Genomic DNA, 18,815 nt, shown 5'->3' on the forward strand with positions numbered 1-18,815 from the left:
GCCCGGTTCTCAAACCTGTGTACGGCATAGCCGAGCGGCTCGGCCGGCTCAGGCGGCGTCGGCTTCGATCAAGCGGCTGCCCAGCAACGACTCCAGGCCGCGCAGCGCGCGGCCCTGCGCGTCGCCGCCAAGCTTGTCGCCGGCCAGTTCGGCATAGCCGCGCGCCACCGCGTCGACGCTGCGGCCGTCGCACAGTTCGAACAACAACCAGGTGTCCAGGCCGAGCCAGTGGATGCGGCCGGACTGCGGCGAGAACACCATCAGGCACTCGGCCTGCGGCACCGCGCGCGAACGCACCCCCGCGGCCTTGCGTACGCTGCGCTGCGCGTTCATGCGGCCTCCCGGGCATCGGCGAACACCGCCGCATCCACCGGCGCCAACGAGCTGCGCAGCCAGTGGATCAGCTCGAAACCGCCCGGCGACAGCAGGTGCGACCACTCGCCTTCGAGCATTTCGCCCAGATACCGGGCGCGGTCGATGGAGCGGCCGTACTGGTGCGCGGTGTCGTTGTTGACCACCGACATCGCGTGCGCGCGGCTCACGTACGCCGCCGGATCGCCGAACAATTCCGCGCAGCGCGGATCGGCGACCAGGGCCGCGGCCTTGAACAGCGACAGGTGTACGTAGACGTGATAGGCGAAGATCGCGCGCACGATCGACCAGCGCACGTTGCGCCACGGCACCTGGATGGTCGCGTCCGGGGCCTTGGCCAACGACACCGATCGCGCGGCGTCGAACAGTTTCATGTGCAGCCCTTCGTGCAGCAGGCAGCCGGCGATGTCCCAGGGATTGCCGAGTTGATCGAGCGAGACGAACACGGTCGACGGGGTCAGGTCGCCGCCGGCGGCCGAGAGCACGATGCCGCCTTCCAGCTGCGCTTCCAGCAAGGCGATCGCGCCGACGTGGCGCAGCGCCGCCGGGCCGGAGCGCGGCAGCAGCATCGACAGCAGGGTCATCGCGTCCTGCACTTTCTTGTGCGCGGACGCGTCGGGATTGAGCAGCGCGCCGCGGTTGGCCGGGTTGTCGGAGAAGATGCGGTCGAACGCGGCCTGCAACTCGAGGGCATGCGGATCCCGGCTGCCGACGATGGACCACATCCAGTGCCGCTCGCCGGACTGCAGTTCCCAGCGTTCGAGCATATGCGATTCGCACAGTCCCGCCGGCAGCGCCTGGAGCGCGCGCGGCAGCAACTGTTCCAGACGGTGCGGCGACGCCAGCCGTCCGCTCTCCAACTCCGAGAACGCGTCCTCGGCGGCCAGCCGCAGCAGCGGGTCGAAAAAGATCCGGCGCAGGTCGGCGTCGGGCAGGTTCTCCACGGTGTCCAGCAGCGCGGCCACGCCGGGCAGGCGCTCGGCGAACAGTTCGCTGCCGAAACGGTAGCGCGCATAGACTTTGGCCAGGATGCGCTCGGAGTCGCCGAAGTTCGGCTGCACCGACAGCGCAAGGTCGGCGGCGGCGACGGCCTGGAAATGAGCGTTCATGCGGCCCTCCCCTCGCGCGCGGCGGCGCTTTGTCCTTGCGGCAGGATCATTCCGTTGGCGACCAGACTGCCCAACGTCGGCTCGACCTGTCGCCAGGCGCGGTCGCTGGCGAGCCCTGCGAGATCGGCGTACGCCTGGGTGAGATCGAGTTCGCTGCGCCCGTCGCACAGTTCGAACATCAACCAGGCCGCGGTATTGAGCTTGCGGATCTTCGGCTGGGCGGGATCGGCCGCGAACAGCACGCCGCGGTCCTGAATGGGCCGCAACTGCAAATGCGGGTTCTTGGCGTAACGCACCGACGCCGTCGGCGCGCCGGCCGGCGCGTCGCCCGCGGCCACGGCCACGGGCGCGGCCTCGGCCGGCATGTCGATCAACGGCGCGATCGCCGCGCACAGCCAATCGACCATGCGCCGCGCGAACGGGGTCAGGTAATGCGACCACTCGCTGCGGAACTGCTGGGCCAGATACGCCATGCGCTCGTGGCCGCGCGAGAACGGCGCGGTCGAAGCGTTGTTGACCACCGACATCGCGTGCGCGCGGGTTCCCGCGCGATAGTCTTCGGGCGCGCCGTAGATCGCGTGCAGTTCCGGCCCGAGTCGCTCGACCGCGGTGCGGAAGACCTGCAAATGCACGTAAGCATGGAACGCGAACAGGCAGTTGGAGACCGAGATCTCGCGGCCCCACGGCAGCGTCACCATGTCCTCGCGCACCACCGCGGCGCTGGTGCGGACCATATCGGAGAGCTTGAGATGCACGGCCTCGTGCATGATGTGCACGGCGGTGTCCCAGGGATTGGCCAGCTCCTCCGGCGCGATGAAGATCATGCACGGCGTGGAGTCGCCGCCCGAGGCGGTCAGCATCGGCCCGCGCTCGTTGCGCATGTGCGCGAAGGCGACCGAGTGCAGATGCCCGAACACGCTGCGCGCGACGTGCGGCACCAGGGTTTGCAGCAGCGTGCAGGCGCGATCGAGTTGCGCGACCATCGTTGCGCTCGGCCGCACCAGTTGCGCTTCGCAATGGCCGCCGGGCATGAAGCCCAGGCGCAGCGCTTCGCGCAGCGCGTCTGCGGCAGGCTCGGCGGCGTCGGCCAGATCCCAGATCCAGATGCGCCGGCCGTCGAGATCGGGGCCCGCGACGAAGCGCCGCTGCATCGCCGCCGCCGACAGGCTCAGCGGATCGTCGCGCCGGGCCAGGCTGCGTTCCAGGCTCCAGGCCAGCAGGCCGGCTTGATGGATCGGCGCGACGCCGGTTTCCAGGCGTTCGATCTCCGCTTCCAGTTCGGCGCGCAGCAACAGGTCGCCGAACAATGTATCGGCTTGCGCATGGCTCAACGCCTCCACCGCCGGCAGCGCCGCGCGCAAGCGCGCGTCCTCGCGCGCCAGCACCGCCAGCGCGAATTTGTAGCGTTCGATGTTGAGGCGGACGATCTGTCGCGAATCGCCGAACTCGTCGTGGGCCTGCAGGCCCGCGTCGACTTGCTGGATCAGATCTCTCATGGGAAGACCTTCCTGGCTGAGTGCTAGCGTTGGCTGGCGAAACGACAGGTAAGCGACAGCTGCGCGCATCGCCTGCGTTCGGTGCACTGGCTTATAGCAAGAAGGTGTCATGCGCTTTTGTGCATGCGCATCGCAAAGCGACAAGTTTTTTTCTGTATGCGGCCCGCGGCATCGCGCGGCGGCGCGGCGTACGGATAAATCGCAAAGCGCGTCGCAGAAACAACGCGTGCGCATGCGGCGAGCGTGTCGATGCGGCCGATTGCGCAAATGCACACCGACGATCGGCGCAATCGCGCGCGGTTGCTGCATTGCGCGGCCGCGCTGCGCCCGCCGGACCTAGCGAACGCCAGCGTGCGGCGCTGCACCGCAACACGGGTTTGCGGCGTGCAAGCGAACGCGCGCCCGGCAAGCGCGCGCGAATCGATGATGAAATGTTCGGCGGTGCAGCGCCGCGCGCCCTGCCCGGCCGTCGCGGCCGGGCGTCGCCGCTTTTCGACGCGGCCCGCTTGAAACGGCTGGTCGAAGCGGCTTGCCCGAAGCCGCTTACTCGAAGCTGCCGATCGAATCGTGGGCGAGATTGTCGAAGCGGGTGTATTCGCCGAAGAACTTGAGCTTCAGCGAGCCGGTCGGGCCGGAACGCTGCTTGCCGATGATGACCTCGGCCAAGCCCTTGTCGGGCGAAGTTTCCTTGTTGTAGTAGTCGTCGCGGTAAATGAAGATGATGATGTCCGCGTCCTGCTCGATGGCGCCGGATTCGCGCAGGTCGGCCATCACCGGGCGCTTGTCGGCGCGCTGTTCCAGCGAGCGGTTGAGCTGCGACAGCGCGATCACCGGCAGGTTGAGTTCCTTGGCCAGGTGCTTGAGCGAGCGCGAGATCTCCGAGATTTCGGTCGCGCGGTTTTCCTGGTTGCCCGGCACCGACATCAGCTGCAGGTAGTCGATCACGATCAGGCCCAGGTCGTGCTCGCGCTTGAGCCGGCGAGACTTGGCGCGCAGCACGTCCGGCGACAGGCCCGGGGTGTCGTCGATGAAGATCTTGACCTCGCGCAGCTGGCGGATCGCGCCGGTCACGCGCGCCCAATCCTCGTCTTCCAGCTGGCCCGAGCGCAGCCGCTGGGCGTTGACCCGGCCGACCGAGGAAATCAGGCGCAGCGCGAGCTGGCTGGCCGACATTTCCATCGAGAACACCGCGACCGCCTTCTTGGTGCGGAAGGCGACGTGCTCGGCGATGTTGAGGGCGAAGGTGGTCTTGCCCATCGCCGGACGCGCGGCCAGGATCAGCAGGTCGGTGTTCTGCAGGCCCGCGGTCATTTCGTCGAATTCGGTGTAGCCGGTCGGCAGGCCGGTCACCGCGCCGCCGTTGGCGTAGCGCGTCTGCAAGGTGTCGAAGGCTTCCGACAGCGCCTTGGTCACCGGGGTGAAGTCGGTGCGCCCACGCGCGCCGGCTTCGGCGATCGCGAACACCTGCTGCTCGGCCTTGGACAGGATCTCGCTGCTGTCGCGGCCATCGGGCTGGAAACCGTCGTTGACGATCTCGGTGCCGACTTCGATCAGCTTGCGCATGACCGCCTTGTCGCGAACGATTTCGGCGTAGGCGGCGATGTTGGCGGCCGACGGCGTGGTCGTCGCCAGTTCGATCAGGTAAGCGCCGCCGGCGACCTGTTCGCTCAGGCCCTGCGAATCGAACCATTCGCCGAGGGTCACCGCGTCGAACGGGCGGCTGCGCTCGGCCAGCTCGCGGATCGCGCGGTAGATCAGCTGATGGTCGCGGCGATAGAAGTCTTCCTCGACCAGTTGGTCGGCGACGCGGTCGTAGGCGTCGGGCGCCAGCATCAGGCCGCCGAGCACGGCCTGCTCGGCTTCGACTGATTGCGGCGGCACGCGCAGTTGGTCGATGCGCTGTTCGGCGCGGGTCTCGAAACGTTTTTCGCCGCGGAATCCGGGACGTGAGCTCATCGGGAAGGCGATCCTGGTCGATGCGGCCGCTGGGGCGGGCGTTGAAACGTTTGGCCGTGCGCAGGCGCGGCTAATTCGGCGCTCGATCCAGCAAAAATCGACGCCGCCAGCGACTTCCATCCTAGCCGCGCAAGCGGTGGACTGCTGCGCACAAGCCTCTGGAAAATTTGTGGATAACTGGTGAACTTCTTTGTAAGACTCAGCAGTCGCAGAGATTGCGATCCAATGCGCGCTCGCACGAAGTGAACGCCCAAAACGAAGGGCGCCTCGCGGCGCCCCTCGTGCTTACCGCGATCCGCTGATGCGAATCAGGCGGCTTCGCCGATCACGATCACCTTGACGGTGGTCTCGACGTCGGCGTGCAGGTGGATCAGCACGTCGTATTCGCCGGTGCGGCGGATCGGGCCTTCGCCCATGATCACTTCCGACTTGCCGACTTCGAAGCCGGCCTTGGTCAGCGCCTCGGCGATGTCGCGCGGGGTCACCGAGCCGTACAGCTTGCCTTCGGTGGCGGCGTTGGCGGTGATGGTCACCTCCACGCCTTCCAGCTTGGCCTTGCGGCCTTCGGCGCCTTCCAGCAGCGAGGTGGCCTTGGCTTCGTACTCGGCGCGGCGGGTCTCGAACTCGGCCAGGTTGGCGGCGGTGGCCGGCACGGCCTTGCCCTGCGGAACCAGGTAGTTGCGGCCGTAGCCCGGCTTGACGTTGACCTTGTCGCCGAGGTTGCCGAGGTTGGTGACTTTCTGCAGCAGGATCAGTTGCATGGGATTGCTCCGTATTCGTTAGCGGGCCTGTAGGCCCGCAGCAGGATTCGCTGTCCGAACTTAAAATCAGGAGATAGCGAATAGGAGATAAGAGTTAGCGAAAGCCGCCACCTCCTATCTCCTAAGCGGCAAAGCCGCCGCTATCCGCCAGCTCTTAGGCGTTGTGGTTGTCGGTGTACGGGATCAGCGCGAGGAAACGCGCGCGCTTGACCGCCGTGGCCAGCTGGCGCTGGTACTTCGACTTGGTGCCGGTGACGCGGCTCGGCACGATCTTGCCGGTCTCGGTCAGGTACTGGCGCAGGGTGTTGAGATCCTTGTAATCGATCTCCTTGACGCCCTCGGCGGTGAACTTGCAGAACTTGCGGCGGCGAAAGAACTTGGACATGGGAATGAGTTCCTAGAAGGGATCAGGCGGCTTCGGTGGTGTCTTCGGCGCTATCGGCGGAACCGACGGCGCTGTCGCTGTCGTCGTCGCGACGACGGCGCTCACCGCGCTCGGGCTTGTCGCCCTTCTCGTCCTTGAACTTCATGATCAGCGACTGCTCGGTGTCGGCTTCGTCGCGCTTCATGACCAGGTGACGCAGGACCGCGTCGTTGAAACGGAAGCCGTCGACCAGCTCGTTGAGCACGGTCTGGGTGACTTCGATGTTGAACAGGACGTAGTGGGCCTTGACCAGGTTCTCGATCGGGTAGGCCAGCTGACGGCGGCCCCAGTCTTCCAGGCGGTGGATCTTGCCCTCGCCGGCTTCGATCAGCGACTTGTAGCGCTCGACCATGGCCGGGACCTGCTCGCTCTGATCCGGGTGGACCAGGAACACGACTTCGTAATGACGCATTGCTGTGATTCCTTGTGGATGAAGGACCGCCGACGGCGGCCCCGTTCAGCCCCCCGAGGCCTCGAGGCCCGGTGGAGCAAGGTCCCGCAAAGGCACTGGCCTTCGGGGAGCCGCGCATTATGGCCGGTGCCGGGGGCTGGCGCAAATCGGCGGTTTCGGGCCGCGGCTGCGGCGCGGCGTCCCGGGCCTGCCGCCCGTTCCCGCGGTCCGGCTCAACGCGCCGGCGGCTCGGGCCAATCTCCCAAGGTTACGAGATCGCTGCCGGACACCGGGCGCGCGGGCAGTTCGAACCAGCCTTGCAGCCGCAGCGGCGGCAGCGCGGCCACGCGTTGGCGCCAGGCCGGCAGGCCGGCGGCGGCGGCCGGCACCGGCGGCAGTTGCGCCAGCAGCTCGCAGCCGAGCGCGTGCCAGACCTGTTGCGGGCCGATCCAGCGGCCCGGCGTCGCCGCGGCCTCGGGCGGATAGGCATAGGCGATGCGCAGCGCGGCGCCGCGATCGCGCCAGGCTCGGGCGGCGTTCCAGTCCAGGTTGGTTGCGGGCACGGCGAGCGCGGGCGATGGGGCGGCGGCGGCGGCGCCCGCGGCCGGCGGCGGCAGGGGCGACAGCGCCAGCAGCGGAACCGGGCCGGCCCCGGCGACGCTGGCGGTTTCTTCGGCCGCGACGCCGCGCTGCGCCAGTTCCGCGCTCAGGCGCCGGGCCTGGGCGACGGCGGCCGGATCGTCCGGGTCGCGGTACAGGCGCCAGCGTCGGATCCGCGGCCGCTCGGCGATCAGGGCACGCGCTTGTTCGAGCTGGCCCGGCAGGGCGAAGCGGAAGCGTACGTTCGCCGCGTCCGGTGCCAATCCGCGCAGGCTGACCGGCAACAGCAGCGGCAGTTCGGACGGCAGCGGCGCGGCGGCGACGTCGGCTTCGACGCCTATCAGGTACGGCGCGAACAGCGCGGCCACGCGGCCGGCGCGTTCGCGTTCGGCCAGTTCGGCGGCGGCCTGCGGCCAGTCGCGGTAGCGCAGCACGTCCAGCGCCGGACGCTTGCGGCCTGCCGCGGCCGGCGGCGGCGGGCAGTTGCGCCAGCCTTCCAGCAGGCGCTCGGCGGGCGCGGCGGCGGGCTCGGGCAGCAGCACCAGCAACGCGGGCGGGCCCGCTGCGCCGGCGTCGCGGTCGAGCCCGCGCAGGTGCGCGAGCACGGCGTCGAGTTCGTCGTCGGCGAGGTCGTAGCGCGGCATCGCCGGATCCAGCGCGGCGCCGTCGGCGGCCACGCCCAGGCGCAGGGCGCGGGCGAGCGCGGCGCGGTCGTAGCCGGGGCGCCGACTGCCGTCCTCGCGCAGGCGCGGGCGGCCGAGCGCGAACCAGCGCAGGTCGGGCGCGCGCACCCAGCCCTCGCCGCCGCCGCGACCGTCGCCGCCGTGGCAGTTGCCGCAGGCGACCGCGCCGCCGCGCAGGCCCACGGTGCCGCCGGCGCCCATGCGCGCGCCGATCTCGCGGCCGTCGCGGCCGAGGCCGAGTTGGTACAGGCGGCGGCCGAGGTCGAGCGCGGCGGTGTTGGTGTTCGTGGTGTTCGTGGTGGCTACGGTGTGCGAGGTGCTCGTGGCGCTCGTGGTGTCTGCTGTGGCTGCCGGGTCGGAGGCCGACGAAGCGACAGGGCTGGGCCGCGGCCGCGACTGTCTGTCTGCGGCCGACGCTGCGCCCGTCAACATCGACGTCAGCGACAAACACAACAGCAACGCGACGACGGCCTTGCGCCAGGCAGGTGCGCGATGCCCGGTCGCGGCCGGCGCTTTCGTAGCTTCCGCCGCCGCAACCGCTGCCGCCAACGTGGATGCCGCGGCCTCGACACGTCGCCGCCGATCCGCCGCGCCCGCAGCAGCCATTACGGCGGCCCGCCGATCCGCCGCCCCCTCCGCCATCACAGCGACTCGCCGGCCAACCGGCGCAAATCGGCCGCGATGCGCTCCGGCGGCGCGTCCGGACGCAGTTTGGTCCAGTGCGCGCGACGCGCGTTGCCGGCGATCAACAAGGTGGTGTGGTCCTCGGCCTTGTCGCTCCACTGGCCGAGGCGGCCGAGCACGGCGCGCGTGGTCGCCTCGTCGGCGACCAGGAAGCGCCAGCCCGGTTCGTCGACGCCTTGCTGCGCGGCGAAGCGCTTCATCGCCTGCGGCGTGTCGTAGGCGGGGTCGACCGACAACGACAGGAACCGCACCTGGCGCCCGAAACGGTCGCCGAGTTGCCGCCGCACCGCCTTGAGGTGCTGGGTCATCAGCGGACAGGCGCTGGGGCAGCGGGTGAACACGACGTTGATCAGCACGACCTTGTCGCTGAGCAGATCGCTGTAGAACCGTTGCCGGCGGCCGTCCTGGTCGGTGAGTTCGGCATCGCCGAAATAGGCGCGGCCGCGCGCTTCGGGATCGGCGGACGCGGCAGGCGCAACCGGCGCGGCATGGGCCGTGTCGGCGCGCGCGGGCGCGGCCAATGCCGCCAGGACCAGCATCGATGCGAACCATTCAATGCGCGGCATGAGCGCCCTCCCCCGCTTCGGCGCGTTCGCGCAGTTGCCGCACGGCGGCGGCGAGCTGCTGCGGATCGGGCATGCCGACCCAGCGCAGCCAGCGGCCGCTGGCGGGATGGCCGACCAGCACCATCGGCGCATGTTCCTCCGGCGGCCCCGGCGGCACGCCGAACGCGCGCAGGCCGCGCTCGACTTCGCTGCGCTCGCCGGTCAGCCACCACCAGCGCTCGCCCGCGCCGACCTTGCGCGCGTAGTCGTCCATGCGCGCGGGCGTGTCGCGCGCCGGGTCCACCGACAGCGACAACAGTTGCCAGCCACCGGCGCCGTCGCGCTGCAGGCGGGTCTGCACCGCGCCCATGATCGCGGTCAGCGCGGGACAGATCGTGGTGCAGTTGGTAAACACGAAATCGACCACCACGACACGGTCGCCGAAGGCCTGCGCGTCCAGCCGCAGTTCGCTGCCGTCGCGCTGGCGCAGGCGCACGCCGGGCAAGGCCACCGTGGTGGCCGTAGCGCCGGCCGGCGCGGCGGCCATCGCGGCGCGATGGGCCGCGTGCGGGTCGGCATCGGCGCTCGCCGCGGCGGGCGCGGCTAGCGCCGCGACGAGCCACAACAGCGCTGCGGCCAGGCGCAGCGGCCGGGCGGCGGCCGCGCTCGACGCATCCTGGCGCCGGCGGAATTCGAGCGACGTCCGTGTTCTCGCAGCCATGCTCACTCCACCGTCAACGCGGCCGGCACCTCGCCGGCCGCTGCGTGCGCGCCGCCGGCTTCGCGCACGTGCACGAAGTAGCCGCCGGCGCGGTCGATGCGTCCGCGGACGCGGTACTCGCCGGCGCGCGCTCCGGCCTGCAGCGGCCAGCGCTCGACCAGCCCGCCGGCGCCGGACACGACCCAGGCGACCAAGGCCGCCGCCGGCGGCGCCGCACGCCCGGGCGCGGGCTGCAGGCTCAGCGCGAATTCGGCGGTTTCGCCGCGGCGCACGCGCTGTTCGCCGGCGCCGAGCCAATGCAGCGTCCACGGCCGCGCCGCCGCGCTGCGCGGCGCCGGTTCGACGTTCCAGGCCAGGCATTCGCGCAGGCGCGGCGATTCGCTGGCCAGCGCCAGCACCATGCGTCCCTGCGCGGGCAGCTTGAAGGTCGCGCTGTAGCGGCCGCGGCCGTGCTCGCGCAGGCCGCGGCGGCTGATCGCCACCGCCATCGGCGTGTGGCCGTACGCGCGGATGCTGCTGTCGGGCGCGTTCATGCCTTCCATGTAGTGATAGACCGTGCGCTCGCCGGGCGCGGCGAAGAACGCGCCGGCGCGTTCCATGTTCTCGCTCATGCTCGAGGCCACCGGCAAACCGGCGAACGCGCCGATCGCCTGCGCGCCGGTCGGCAGGTATTGCAAGGCCGGCTCGCGCTCCAGGCTGGCCAGGCTCAGCATCGCCACCTGCTCGGTGTCGAGCGGCCGGATGTAGGCGTAGCGCGGGCTGAAGAACAGGTCGTAGGGACGGCCGGAGACGGTCAGGCTGCGCTCCAGCGCGCCGTCGGCGGCCGCGAGCACATGCACACGGTGTTGGGCCGGATTGAGCGCGAGCACGCGGCGGCCGTCGGGCGTGAGCCGGGCCGGGCCGAGTCCGGGCTCCAGCGCGATCCGGTCGATCTGCGCGCCGCCGCGGCCGAGCCGGTGGATCGCGCCCTGCGCGCCGTCGACCGCCCACAGCTGCGATTGCGCCGGCAGGTACAGCAGCGACAGCGGCTGGCCGCCGAGTTCGACCTCGCGCACGACGCGCCCGGCGGCGTTGTCGATGACGCTGAGGCGGCCGCTGTCGCGGCTGCTCGCGTAGGCGTAGCGGCCGTCGTCGCTGAAGGCGATTTCGTGATGGCCCGGGGCCAGGCGATAGCCGGTTTCGATGCGGCCGTCGGCGATGGCGTAGACGTCGACGCGTTCGTGGTCGGCGTCGGCGGCGCTGGCATCGGTCGCGCGCCGGTCGGAAGCCGTCGGCGCCGCTTCGTCCGCGCCGCGCTGCGCGATCCACAACTGCTGGCCGTCAGGACTCAGCGCCAGCCGGGTCGGCCGCCCCGCCACCGCGATGCGCTGCCGCACCGCCAGTTCCTGCAGGTCGATCGCGACCACTTCGCGCCGTTCGGGCAGGGCCACGTAGAGCAGCCGGTCGTCGCCGGTCTTGACCCAGTCGAACGGCCGTCCGCCCAGCGCGACGGCCGCGTACAGGCTGGTGCGGCCGGCGAAACGCACCGCCGGGTCCAGCACCGAGACGCTGCCTTCGGCGTCCAGGGTCAGCACGTAGTAGCCGGTCAGATCGAGCAGCGGCCGCTGCATCAAACCCGCGCCGAGGATCGACGCGACCCGTTGGCCGCAGGCCGGCACCGCGCCGGAGGCGACCGATACCTCGTGATCGAGCCAGGCGCCGACCGGCAGGTTCGACAGCGGCTGGCCGTCGGCGAGCCGGCGCAGTTCCAGCTCCAGCCGCACCGGATCGCCGGCGCGCGGCGTCGCCGCGGCCTGCGCCGAGGCCGGCTCGATGCGCAGGCGCACGCCGATGCCTTCGCGTTCGAAACTGCGTTCCAGATACGCCGGCGCGGCGGCGCGTTCGGCGCCGGCGGCAGGCGAGCCCTGCGCCGCGAACGCGAGCGGCGAAGCGGCGAACGCCAGCGCCGCCGCCCAGCCCAACGCGCAGGCCCTGCCCGCCGCGGCCTGCCGGCGCGACTTCATTGCAGGCACCACGAACGCAGCCCGACCGACTTGACCGACTGCGCGCTGCCGGTCACCCGCACGATGCCCCACAACCCGTTGCTGATGCCGAAACCGCCCATGTCGCGCCACAGGTAATCGCCGGCGACGCCGTGACGGCCGGCCGCCGGCAGCACCACGTCGTAGTGCGCCATCGCCGTCACGCTCTCCTGCCCGCCCAAGGTCATCTGCTGCGGATTGCCGCCGATGCAGCGCGACGCGATGCCCCAGTCGCCCGGCCCGCTGCCCTTGGGGTAACCCAGATCGTCGACCCGCTCGGCCAGATACGGATCGCGCGCCCACGCATGCCCGTGCAGGCTGAAGATGGTGCCGCGGCCGATGCCGGTCGGCATCAGCACGCGCAGGCGCGTCTCCAGGCCGATGCTGGTGGTCATGATCGGCACGTACGGCTCGCCGACCGTCGCGGTGGCGGTGGCGACCGAGCCGGCGTTGCCGCAGCACTGGTTGGAGAACGCCTGCCAGGCTTCGGTCGCGCCGCCGAAACCGTCGCGGCCGAACGGCGCGTCGGGGGCCAGGCCGTAGCGGAACCACAGCGGTTCGCTGCCGTAGTTGATCGCCATGTGGCCGGCGTCCTGGGCGTCCTCGGGCGCGGTCTGGGCCGGGCTCATGCGCGCGTCCTCGCGCTCGGCGGCGAGGTTGGCCGCGGCCGAGCCGTCGGCGTAGCGGAAGTTCAACCCTTTCTGGTGGACGATGGCGAAATCGCGCATCGAGCGTTGGGTCACCCGGCTGCCGGCCGCGTTGGCGACGTTGACCGGATAGCTCACCGTCGCGGTGGCGCGGGTCGCGCGCTGGTTCTGCTGGGTCGCGCCCGGCTTCTGCCGGTCGATGGCGCGGTCGTCGTGGTACTCGCTCCAGGCGGCGCGCTGCGGCTCGACGATCAGCGCGCCGACCGCGGCCTTCTGGCCCTGCTTGATTCGATCCGGCGGGGTCAGATTGCCGCCGCCGAACTCGACCGGCACGAAGCGGCAACTGGCGGCGAGCCGGATCAGCTGGGTGCTGTCGCTGTCCCGCGGCGTCAGCGACGCGGCCAGTTCGGGATAGCGGGCCTCGCGCCAGTCCAGCGCGACGCGCGGTTTGCGGCCGTCCGGCGCGGGCGAAGCGGTGACGCCGTCGTCGAGGCCGTCGAGCTCGAACAGGAAGCTGGCCGACAGCGCATCGGCAAAACGCTGCGCCTGACGTTCGTCCAGCCCGTTGCCGGCAATCGCCGCGACGAAGTCGGCATTGCGCTTGCCGTCGGTAGCGCAGCCTTGACGGCGGACGAACTCGGCCTCGCGGTCGAACACGCCGTCCACCGCCTCGTCCTCGCCGACCGGCGCGGCGTCGGCGACCGACTCGTCGTCGACCGGCCAGCCCTTGTCGGGTTCGGCGACGCTGGCCGGCACCTGCACGCAACTGCCGGCGGCGCGGTTCAATTCGCCATCGCTCTCCGAATTGATCGCCGCCGGCGCCGCCTTGCCGGTGCGGTCGTTGCCGAAGAACTGGGCGTACACCGTACTCTTGACCTCGTCGAACAAGGCTTGGTCGTAGAGCTGCGCGAGCGGCCGCAGAGTGGGGTTGAGCGGGAAGCGGTTGAGCACCGCCAGGCTGTCGTCGAGCTCGCGCTGCGAGGACAACGGACACGCGGCGCTGCCGGTCATCGTTTCCCATACGAATTGCTGGCTGCCGCTGTCGAGCACGCCGGCGTACCACTGATAGACGTAGCTGCGGCCCGGCGGCACCAACGAGTTCTTGTTGACGCCGACCACGCTGCCGTCGCCGCTGTGCACGTCGTAATGGACCATCTGCGGATGCAGGCCGATGTGGTTGGAGGCGCGGATCTGGTTGTTGTTGAACGAGGTCTGCGACGGCAGCGCGTTGGCGTAGCCATGGCGGACGATGCCCGACAGCGAGGTGTAACCGTCCAGGTCGGGCATGTCCTTGGCATTCGCGGGCAGACGGTTGTGCAGCACCACCTGGGCGCACTCGCCCGCGGCCACGCGCAGCACCAGCGGTTCCAGCGGACGGCCCTCGCGTAGCTTGTAGACGATACGCCGTCCGATCTGCACGGCCTGCACGTCGTCTTCGCGCAGCAACAGCACCGCGGTCGGATCGTGCAGCGGGCCGAAACCGTAGCGTTTGCGTTCGCCGGTCGGGTTGCCCTTGTCGTCGACCACCTGCAGGGTGAGCTCGGTCCGGCGCGGGTTGTAGACCAGGGTGCCGCCCGTGGGATCGAGCGCGGCCCCGGACGGATTGGGGATCTTCACGTCCAGCGAGTTGGTCAGCGCCTGGTTCGCCAGCACCGCGACCACGTGGTAGCTGCGCACCGGCGCGCCGCGCGGGCAGTCGTTGAGCGCGACCTTGCCCTGATGCGTCGCCAGCAAGGTCGGCCGCGGATTGCTCGGCAACGTCTGCAGACCGAGTTTGCCCAAGGGATGAAGGCGATTGCTGCTGCGCAGTACGCCCCACACCCCGCTCCACAGCCCGTCCTGGCCGCTGTCGACGGTGTACAGGCGGTCGGTCTGGTTGTTGGCGGTGGCGTAATCGACGATCCGCGCGGCGAAGGTGAACTGCTCCGACAGCCCGGTGTTCTGCGCGTTGCGCCAGCCCGAATGCGGCGCCTGCCCGTAGCCCGAGCCGCCCTGCAGCCAGGTCAGGCCGTTGATCGCGCCGTTGTGCTCGTGCTCGTGCGAGCCGGCCTGCACCTTGACCCGGATCAGGTCGCCCGAGTACGCGCGCAGGATCGGCGTGAACGGATCGCCGCGCAGCACGCCGCCGGTCAGCGGCGAATACGGCGAATCGCCGGCGACTTCGTTGAGCTGATCGATCGCGCGGTCGGTGCGGGTCTGGAAGGCGTACGCCAGATCGCCGCCGAAACCGCCGTGCTGCACGCCCTTGATGTCGTTGTAGACGCGCGCGGCCACGGGTTCGTTGCGGTAATTGACCACCATCATGCCGATGTCGTCGGCCGAGATCGCTTCCGGGCACGGCCGCGGCGGCTTCTCCCCCGCGGCATAGACCGCGCCGTGCAGCTTGTTGGCCTGCGGACCGCCGGGGCAGTGGCTGTCGTACTTGAAGATGTCCTTGGGCACGACGCCGGCGGCCGCATCGGCCGGCTTGCGCACCGACGGATGGATCGCATAACGGTAACTATCGGGCCCGGCCTTGGCCTCCGGCGCGTACTCGTACGCCACGCCCTCCTTGTTGACGCCGACGTACTTGCCCTTGAGGTAGGCGTGCTGGAAATCGCCGAACTGGAGGAAGAACTCGCGGTGCGAATCGTCGCGCTTATCGCGGTCGACGTTGATCGGCTTGCGGTCCTTGCCGGTGATGATCGCCTGCCAGGTGGTCGGGCCGCCGTCGTTGCGGCTGGCGGTGTCGTACAGCTTGGCGCCGCTTTCGTTGTGGTACCACATCGAGCCTGGCGGCTCGGTCAGCATGGTCGCGTACAGCCCCAGTTGCTGATGGGTCGACGGGCCGAGGTGGTCGTGGGTGAAGGTGATGCCGAGCCCGCGGTGCACGCCGCCGGCGTTGACCACCGGGTCGGAGAACCAGCGCTGCAAGGTGGTGCGCGCGCCGAGCCAGTCGCATACGCGCGGATAGGCGCCCCACTCCTTCTCGAACCGGTCGAAATCGCCGCCCACTTCCTTCCAGAGCTTGTCGCAGTCGTCGCGCTGGAACTGCGCCGTGCCGAAGAACGGATGCGGACGCGGGTTCAATTCCACCGCGCCGTCGAGCGTCGCGACCGGCGCGCGGCCGGCCTTGACCTCGGCCTCGTTCCAATGGTTGATCGCCGCGATGCGCTCGCGCACCGCGCCGGGCGAGAACGTGCCGTCCTCGTAGTTCCAGCCGTTGGCGCTGCCGTCGGCCGAGGTCAAATCCCACTTGGGCAGATGGATGTGCTGGCCGATCACGTCGGTCGGCGTGGTGATCTGGTAGTCGTCGGCGTAGAAATCCTTCGGCACCAGGTTGGTGTGCTGGTACATCGCGCAGTCGAAGGTGTTCATGCGCAGCACCAGCGGCTCGGGCGGGCGCTTGCCGTCGAGGGTTTCCGCCACGTCCTGCCACAGCGACAGGATGCGCTGCTGCGGATAGTGGTAGCCGAGCTTGTTGAACACCACGTCGAGCTGGATGTTGGCGCCCTTGTAGATGCGCGGATTGGTCGCGCCGAACTCGATGCCGCCGGGCAAGGCGTCCTTGACCGCGATCATCGCGTCCAGGGTCTTGCCGCCGAAGAACGCGCCGTCGCCGCCGGCGACCAGGCGCTGGCCGCGGTCGTCGATGCACGGCTCGTTGTACGGCGCGCCGGGCATCGCCGGCGCGCCGTTGACGATGAAGTCGGCCGCGCTGACGGCGCCGCCGCGGCCGTAGCGGTGCGAAGCGTGCGCGCGCTTGGCGTGGAACGCCATCGCCACCTGTTCCAGGCCGGTGCCGCGTTCGTAGAAATAGATCGGCTTGGCCTGCTTGATGTGTTTCTTGGCCGAGAGCCGGCTCAGCACCGACTCGTCCTTGCCGCCCTCGGCGTAACCGGCCAGCGCGTGCCGCGGCAGGCCGCCGTCGAAGCCGCCGGGCTTGGTGTCCTGGCCGGTGACCGGGTCGGTGAAGTTGTCGACCATGTCCAGCGGCGGCGTAGTCGGACGATGGCCGATCGCGGCGGGACCGCCGTCGTGTTCGGTCACGCCGGCGACCCAGAACGGATAACCGGGATTGAGCCATTGCTTGCTGTTGGGATAGGTCAGCACCGCCTTGGAGCCCAGGCCGGTGCTCTTGGGCTCCACGTGCACGGCGAACGGCATCGGCGCCAGCGCCTTGCCGGGCAGCGGCACCACCGCCGGGATCGGCGCGCCGGCGACGATCTCGCCGTCGGGCAAGGCGCGCGCGCCGGGCGCCGGCGTGCCGTCGCGCAAGCCGTAGGCCTCGGAGTGGTACCCGTCCTTGCCGGCTTCGCTGACTTTGAGCCGGGTGCCGGCCTCGAATACGTCGTGGTTGCGCCACATGTACCACATGCCCTGGGCGAAATGCGGATAGAAGTGGCAGTGGAAGATCGCGTCGCCGACGGTCTTGTTGCGGTTGCCCGAACCGCCGAAGGCGATCTCGTAGGTGTAGCCCGAACCCGGGCCGATGCCCTGGGCGTCGATGTAGTTGGCGTTGTCGTCGTTGGGATTGAACAGCCACTGGTGGTTGTGCAGGTGGAAGATGTGCTGTTCCTTGCCGGCGTGGACGTTGCGGAACTTGACCAGGTCGCCGATGTAGCTGTGGTGCACGTTGGCCGGGTCGTGCGGGTAGTACACCGCGGTCGCGAACGGCGGCTCGCGCTTGTCGTCGTTCCACACGCACTGTTTGCGGAAACCCTCGTAGTGCGAGTCGTTGTAGTTCTGGCCGGCTTCCTTCAGCCGGTTGGCTTCGACGAACTCGGGCTGGCAGCGGCCGACCCGCAGGTTGACCGGCTTGTCGACCAGCATCGCCGCATCGCCCACGGCGAACGCGGACAGGAAGAATTCTTCGTAGGCGCAGTCGATGCAGTCCTGCATCGGCCCGGCCTTGAGCCGGTTGGCGATGATCTCGGCGCCGACGCCGGCCGAGCCGTAGTTGATCATGAACGCGTCGCGAACCCCGTGCAGGGTGTGGCCGAGTTCGGGATGCTCGAAGAAGTACGGAAAGGCCTGGGTCGCGGCGTTTTCGTCGTGGTAGACCGAGACGAACTCGCGGAACGGCTCCAGCCGGTTGGGCACGCTGGGATTGCGCTTGCCGACGCGCTCCAGCGGATAGGTCTTGGCGGAAAAGCGGCCGTCGTCGCTGCCAGCGCCCATCACGATCGCGTTGACGTCGCCGTGGACGATGCGGTTGCCGTCGAGCATGTTGAGGATCGGCTGGCCGCCCTTGCCTTCCTCGCACCAGACCCCGCCCACGGAACACGCGGGATAGCGCGCCTCGTAGTCGATCACCGGATGCCCCGAAGGCGTCGCCGCGCCCGCGCGCGTGGCCAGGCGCAACTCCTCCTCGGTCACCTGGGCGCGATAGAACGCCGCGCCCTGCGGCTGCACCGCGACCGCGCCGAACAGGCCGACGCCGCTGTCGCCGGCGCTGCCCTCGCCGCCGAACGCGGCGCCGGGATTGCTGACCAGGAACGCGCCTTCGGCCGGCGCGTAGAAGCAGTAGTCGCGGCTCTCGCCCGGCTTGGCCAGGCTATTCGGATTGCGGCCGACGAACGAGCTGTCGCTGGCGATCGAGCCGACCAGTTCCAGCCCTTGCGGATGGAAGCCGACGCTGCGGCTGTTGACCTGATCGTCGATATGGAAGATGCGCTGGTCGCCGGACAGGCCCTGCGCGTCCTTGGCCGCCTGATTCATCGGATGCGCCGCCGCCAGCGGCAGCGCGTCGGAGTCGTAGGGGTTGCCGGTGTTGGAGCGCGGCGGCGAGTCGTAGACCGACAGCAGATTGGTCAGGCGCACGTAGAGGTGGCGGCCGGCCGGCACCCGCAGCACCAGCGGGCGCGGGCGCAGGTCCGGGCGCAGGGCGATTTCGCGGCTGGTCTTGGTCTCGCGCGCCTTCTGGAAGCGGGTCTCGCCGTCGCCGCTGTAGTCCAGCGGACGCCAGCGCACGCTGCCGTCGATCTGCTTGACCGGCGCGACCAGATCGTGGCGCAGCGCGTACATCATCCAGTTGACGTTCTGCGCGCCGAGGCGGTTGAACACCATCGGATGATCGATGGCGACCACGTCGGCGACGATCGCGTTGGCCGGGCATCCGGCCACCGCGCCCGGCCCGGGCGGCTGCGCCCGCGCCTGGATCCCGAACAACGCCAATCCCAACCCCAGCCCCGCGATGATTCCGGCTTTGCGCGTCATGCCCGTCGTCCCCCGTCCCTAGTGCGGACGCGGACCGGCGCATGCCTTGCGCGACGCCGGTCCCTGGCCGCTGTCGATTCCGTGATCGATCCTGGTCGCCTGCTCCCCGCTGTGCAGCGACGCGGCCGAGGAACTTCAGGCGCGCGGCGATGCTGGTTTCAGCATAGGCACAGGCGTCCCATCGAATGCGACAGGGCGCGGACGCGC

The 18,815-nt window shown here is 70.0% G+C and carries 13 protein-coding genes; 1 reads left to right on the forward strand and 12 read right to left on the reverse strand.

The window, feature by feature from the left end:
- Window positions 1-48: 48 nt before the first annotated feature.
- The 3 genes from JHW38_RS04095 to JHW38_RS04105 are packed head-to-tail and all read right to left on the reverse strand — an operon-like array spanning window position 49 to window position 3,046.
- Window positions 49-333 carry a hypothetical protein gene (locus tag JHW38_RS04095; protein ID WP_207524754.1) on the reverse strand — a complete coding sequence of 95 codons (285 nt, stop codon included), beginning with the start codon at window positions 331-333 and terminating at the stop codon, window positions 49-51.
- Window positions 330-1,481, reverse strand: a complete 1,152-nt coding sequence (locus JHW38_RS04100) for an aKG-HExxH-type peptide beta-hydroxylase (RefSeq protein WP_207524755.1) — start codon at window positions 1,479-1,481, stop codon at window positions 330-332. Before JHW38_RS04100 ends, JHW38_RS04095 begins: the two co-directional genes overlap by 4 nt.
- Window positions 1,478-3,046: an aKG-HExxH-type peptide beta-hydroxylase gene (locus JHW38_RS04105; RefSeq protein WP_207524756.1), complete on the reverse strand. Its 1,569-nt coding sequence runs from the start codon at window positions 3,044-3,046 to the stop codon at window positions 1,478-1,480. Before JHW38_RS04105 ends, JHW38_RS04100 begins: the two co-directional genes overlap by 4 nt.
- A 198-nt stretch (window positions 3,047-3,244) precedes the next feature.
- Between JHW38_RS04105 and JHW38_RS04110 the strand changes: the two genes are divergently transcribed.
- Window positions 3,245-3,487 (forward strand): hypothetical protein, encoded by a 243-nt coding sequence (locus tag JHW38_RS04110; RefSeq protein ID WP_207524757.1) that lies wholly within the window; start codon window positions 3,245-3,247, stop codon window positions 3,485-3,487.
- Window positions 3,488-3,520: 33 nt separating this feature from the next.
- Here JHW38_RS04110 and JHW38_RS04115 read toward each other — a convergent pair whose 3' ends face one another.
- The 9 genes from JHW38_RS04115 to JHW38_RS04155 all read right to left on the reverse strand — a co-directional run bounded on the left by JHW38_RS04115 (window position 3,521) and on the right by JHW38_RS04155 (window position 18,608).
- Complete coding sequence (locus tag JHW38_RS04115) at window positions 3,521-4,933, reverse strand: replicative DNA helicase (RefSeq protein ID WP_207524758.1); 1,413 nt, start codon at window positions 4,931-4,933, stop codon at window positions 3,521-3,523.
- Window positions 4,934-5,241: 308 nt separating this feature from the next.
- On the reverse strand, window positions 5,242-5,694 hold the full coding sequence (gene rplI, locus JHW38_RS04120; protein ID WP_207524759.1) for a 50S ribosomal protein L9: 453 nt from the start codon (window positions 5,692-5,694) through the stop codon (window positions 5,242-5,244).
- 154 nt (window positions 5,695-5,848) lie between these two features.
- Complete coding sequence (rpsR, locus tag JHW38_RS04125) at window positions 5,849-6,079, reverse strand: 30S ribosomal protein S18 (RefSeq protein ID WP_031372470.1); 231 nt, start codon at window positions 6,077-6,079, stop codon at window positions 5,849-5,851.
- A gap of 22 nt (window positions 6,080-6,101) precedes the next feature.
- Complete coding sequence (gene rpsF, locus JHW38_RS04130; RefSeq protein ID WP_207524760.1) at window positions 6,102-6,530, reverse strand: 30S ribosomal protein S6; 429 nt, start codon at window positions 6,528-6,530, stop codon at window positions 6,102-6,104.
- A gap of 212 nt (window positions 6,531-6,742) precedes the next feature.
- Window positions 6,743-8,224: a c-type cytochrome gene (locus tag JHW38_RS04135; RefSeq protein WP_207524761.1), complete on the reverse strand. Its 1,482-nt coding sequence runs from the start codon at window positions 8,222-8,224 to the stop codon at window positions 6,743-6,745.
- 209 nt (window positions 8,225-8,433) lie between these two features.
- Window positions 8,434-9,042: an SCO family protein gene (locus JHW38_RS04140; RefSeq protein ID WP_207524762.1), complete on the reverse strand. Its 609-nt coding sequence runs from the start codon at window positions 9,040-9,042 to the stop codon at window positions 8,434-8,436.
- Window positions 9,029-9,742 (reverse strand): SCO family protein, encoded by a 714-nt coding sequence (locus JHW38_RS04145; RefSeq protein WP_207524763.1) that lies wholly within the window; start codon window positions 9,740-9,742, stop codon window positions 9,029-9,031. The genes JHW38_RS04140 and JHW38_RS04145 overlap by 14 nt, the downstream gene beginning before the upstream one ends.
- A 2-nt stretch (window positions 9,743-9,744) precedes the next feature.
- Window positions 9,745-11,745 carry a hypothetical protein gene (locus JHW38_RS04150; protein ID WP_207524764.1) on the reverse strand — a complete coding sequence of 667 codons (2,001 nt, stop codon included), beginning with the start codon at window positions 11,743-11,745 and terminating at the stop codon, window positions 9,745-9,747.
- Window positions 11,742-18,608, reverse strand: coding sequence for a hypothetical protein (locus tag JHW38_RS04155; RefSeq protein WP_207524765.1), 6,867 nt, complete (start codon window positions 18,606-18,608; stop codon window positions 11,742-11,744). The genes JHW38_RS04150 and JHW38_RS04155 overlap by 4 nt, the downstream gene beginning before the upstream one ends.
- Window positions 18,609-18,815: the final 207 nt, after the last annotated feature.

The organism is Lysobacter enzymogenes (assembly GCF_017355525.1).
Classification (GTDB): Bacteria; Pseudomonadota; Gammaproteobacteria; order Xanthomonadales; family Xanthomonadaceae; genus Lysobacter; species Lysobacter enzymogenes_C.

What these genes read in the sequence shown, in the direction of transcription:
- JHW38_RS04095 (WP_207524754.1), bottom strand. Translation starts at nt 333, where the DNA reads ATGAACGCGCAGCGCAGCGTACGCAAGGCCGCGGGGGTGCGTTCGCGC.
- JHW38_RS04100 (WP_207524755.1), bottom strand. Translation starts at nt 1,481, where the DNA reads ATGAACGCTCATTTCCAGGCCGTCGCCGCCGCCGACCTTGCGCTGTCG.
- JHW38_RS04105 (WP_207524756.1), bottom strand. Translation starts at nt 3,046, where the DNA reads ATGCGCGCAGCTGTCGCTTACCTGTCGTTTCGCCAGCCAACGCTAGCA.
- JHW38_RS04110 (WP_207524757.1), top strand. Translation starts at nt 3,245, where the DNA reads ATGCACACCGACGATCGGCGCAATCGCGCGCGGTTGCTGCATTGCGCG.
- JHW38_RS04115 (WP_207524758.1), bottom strand. Translation starts at nt 4,933, where the DNA reads ATGAGCTCACGTCCCGGATTCCGCGGCGAAAAACGTTTCGAGACCCGC.
- rplI (WP_207524759.1), bottom strand. Translation starts at nt 5,694, where the DNA reads ATGCAACTGATCCTGCTGCAGAAAGTCACCAACCTCGGCAACCTCGGC.
- rpsR (WP_031372470.1), bottom strand. Translation starts at nt 6,079, where the DNA reads ATGTCCAAGTTCTTTCGCCGCCGCAAGTTCTGCAAGTTCACCGCCGAG.
- rpsF (WP_207524760.1), bottom strand. Translation starts at nt 6,530, where the DNA reads ATGCGTCATTACGAAGTCGTGTTCCTGGTCCACCCGGATCAGAGCGAG.
- JHW38_RS04135 (WP_207524761.1), bottom strand. Translation starts at nt 8,224, where the DNA reads ATGTTGACGGGCGCAGCGTCGGCCGCAGACAGACAGTCGCGGCCGCGG.
- JHW38_RS04140 (WP_207524762.1), bottom strand. Translation starts at nt 9,042, where the DNA reads ATGCCGCGCATTGAATGGTTCGCATCGATGCTGGTCCTGGCGGCATTG.
- JHW38_RS04145 (WP_207524763.1), bottom strand. Translation starts at nt 9,742, where the DNA reads ATGGCTGCGAGAACACGGACGTCGCTCGAATTCCGCCGGCGCCAGGAT.
- JHW38_RS04150 (WP_207524764.1), bottom strand. Translation starts at nt 11,745, where the DNA reads ATGAAGTCGCGCCGGCAGGCCGCGGCGGGCAGGGCCTGCGCGTTGGGC.
- JHW38_RS04155 (WP_207524765.1), bottom strand. Translation starts at nt 18,608, where the DNA reads ATGACGCGCAAAGCCGGAATCATCGCGGGGCTGGGGTTGGGATTGGCG.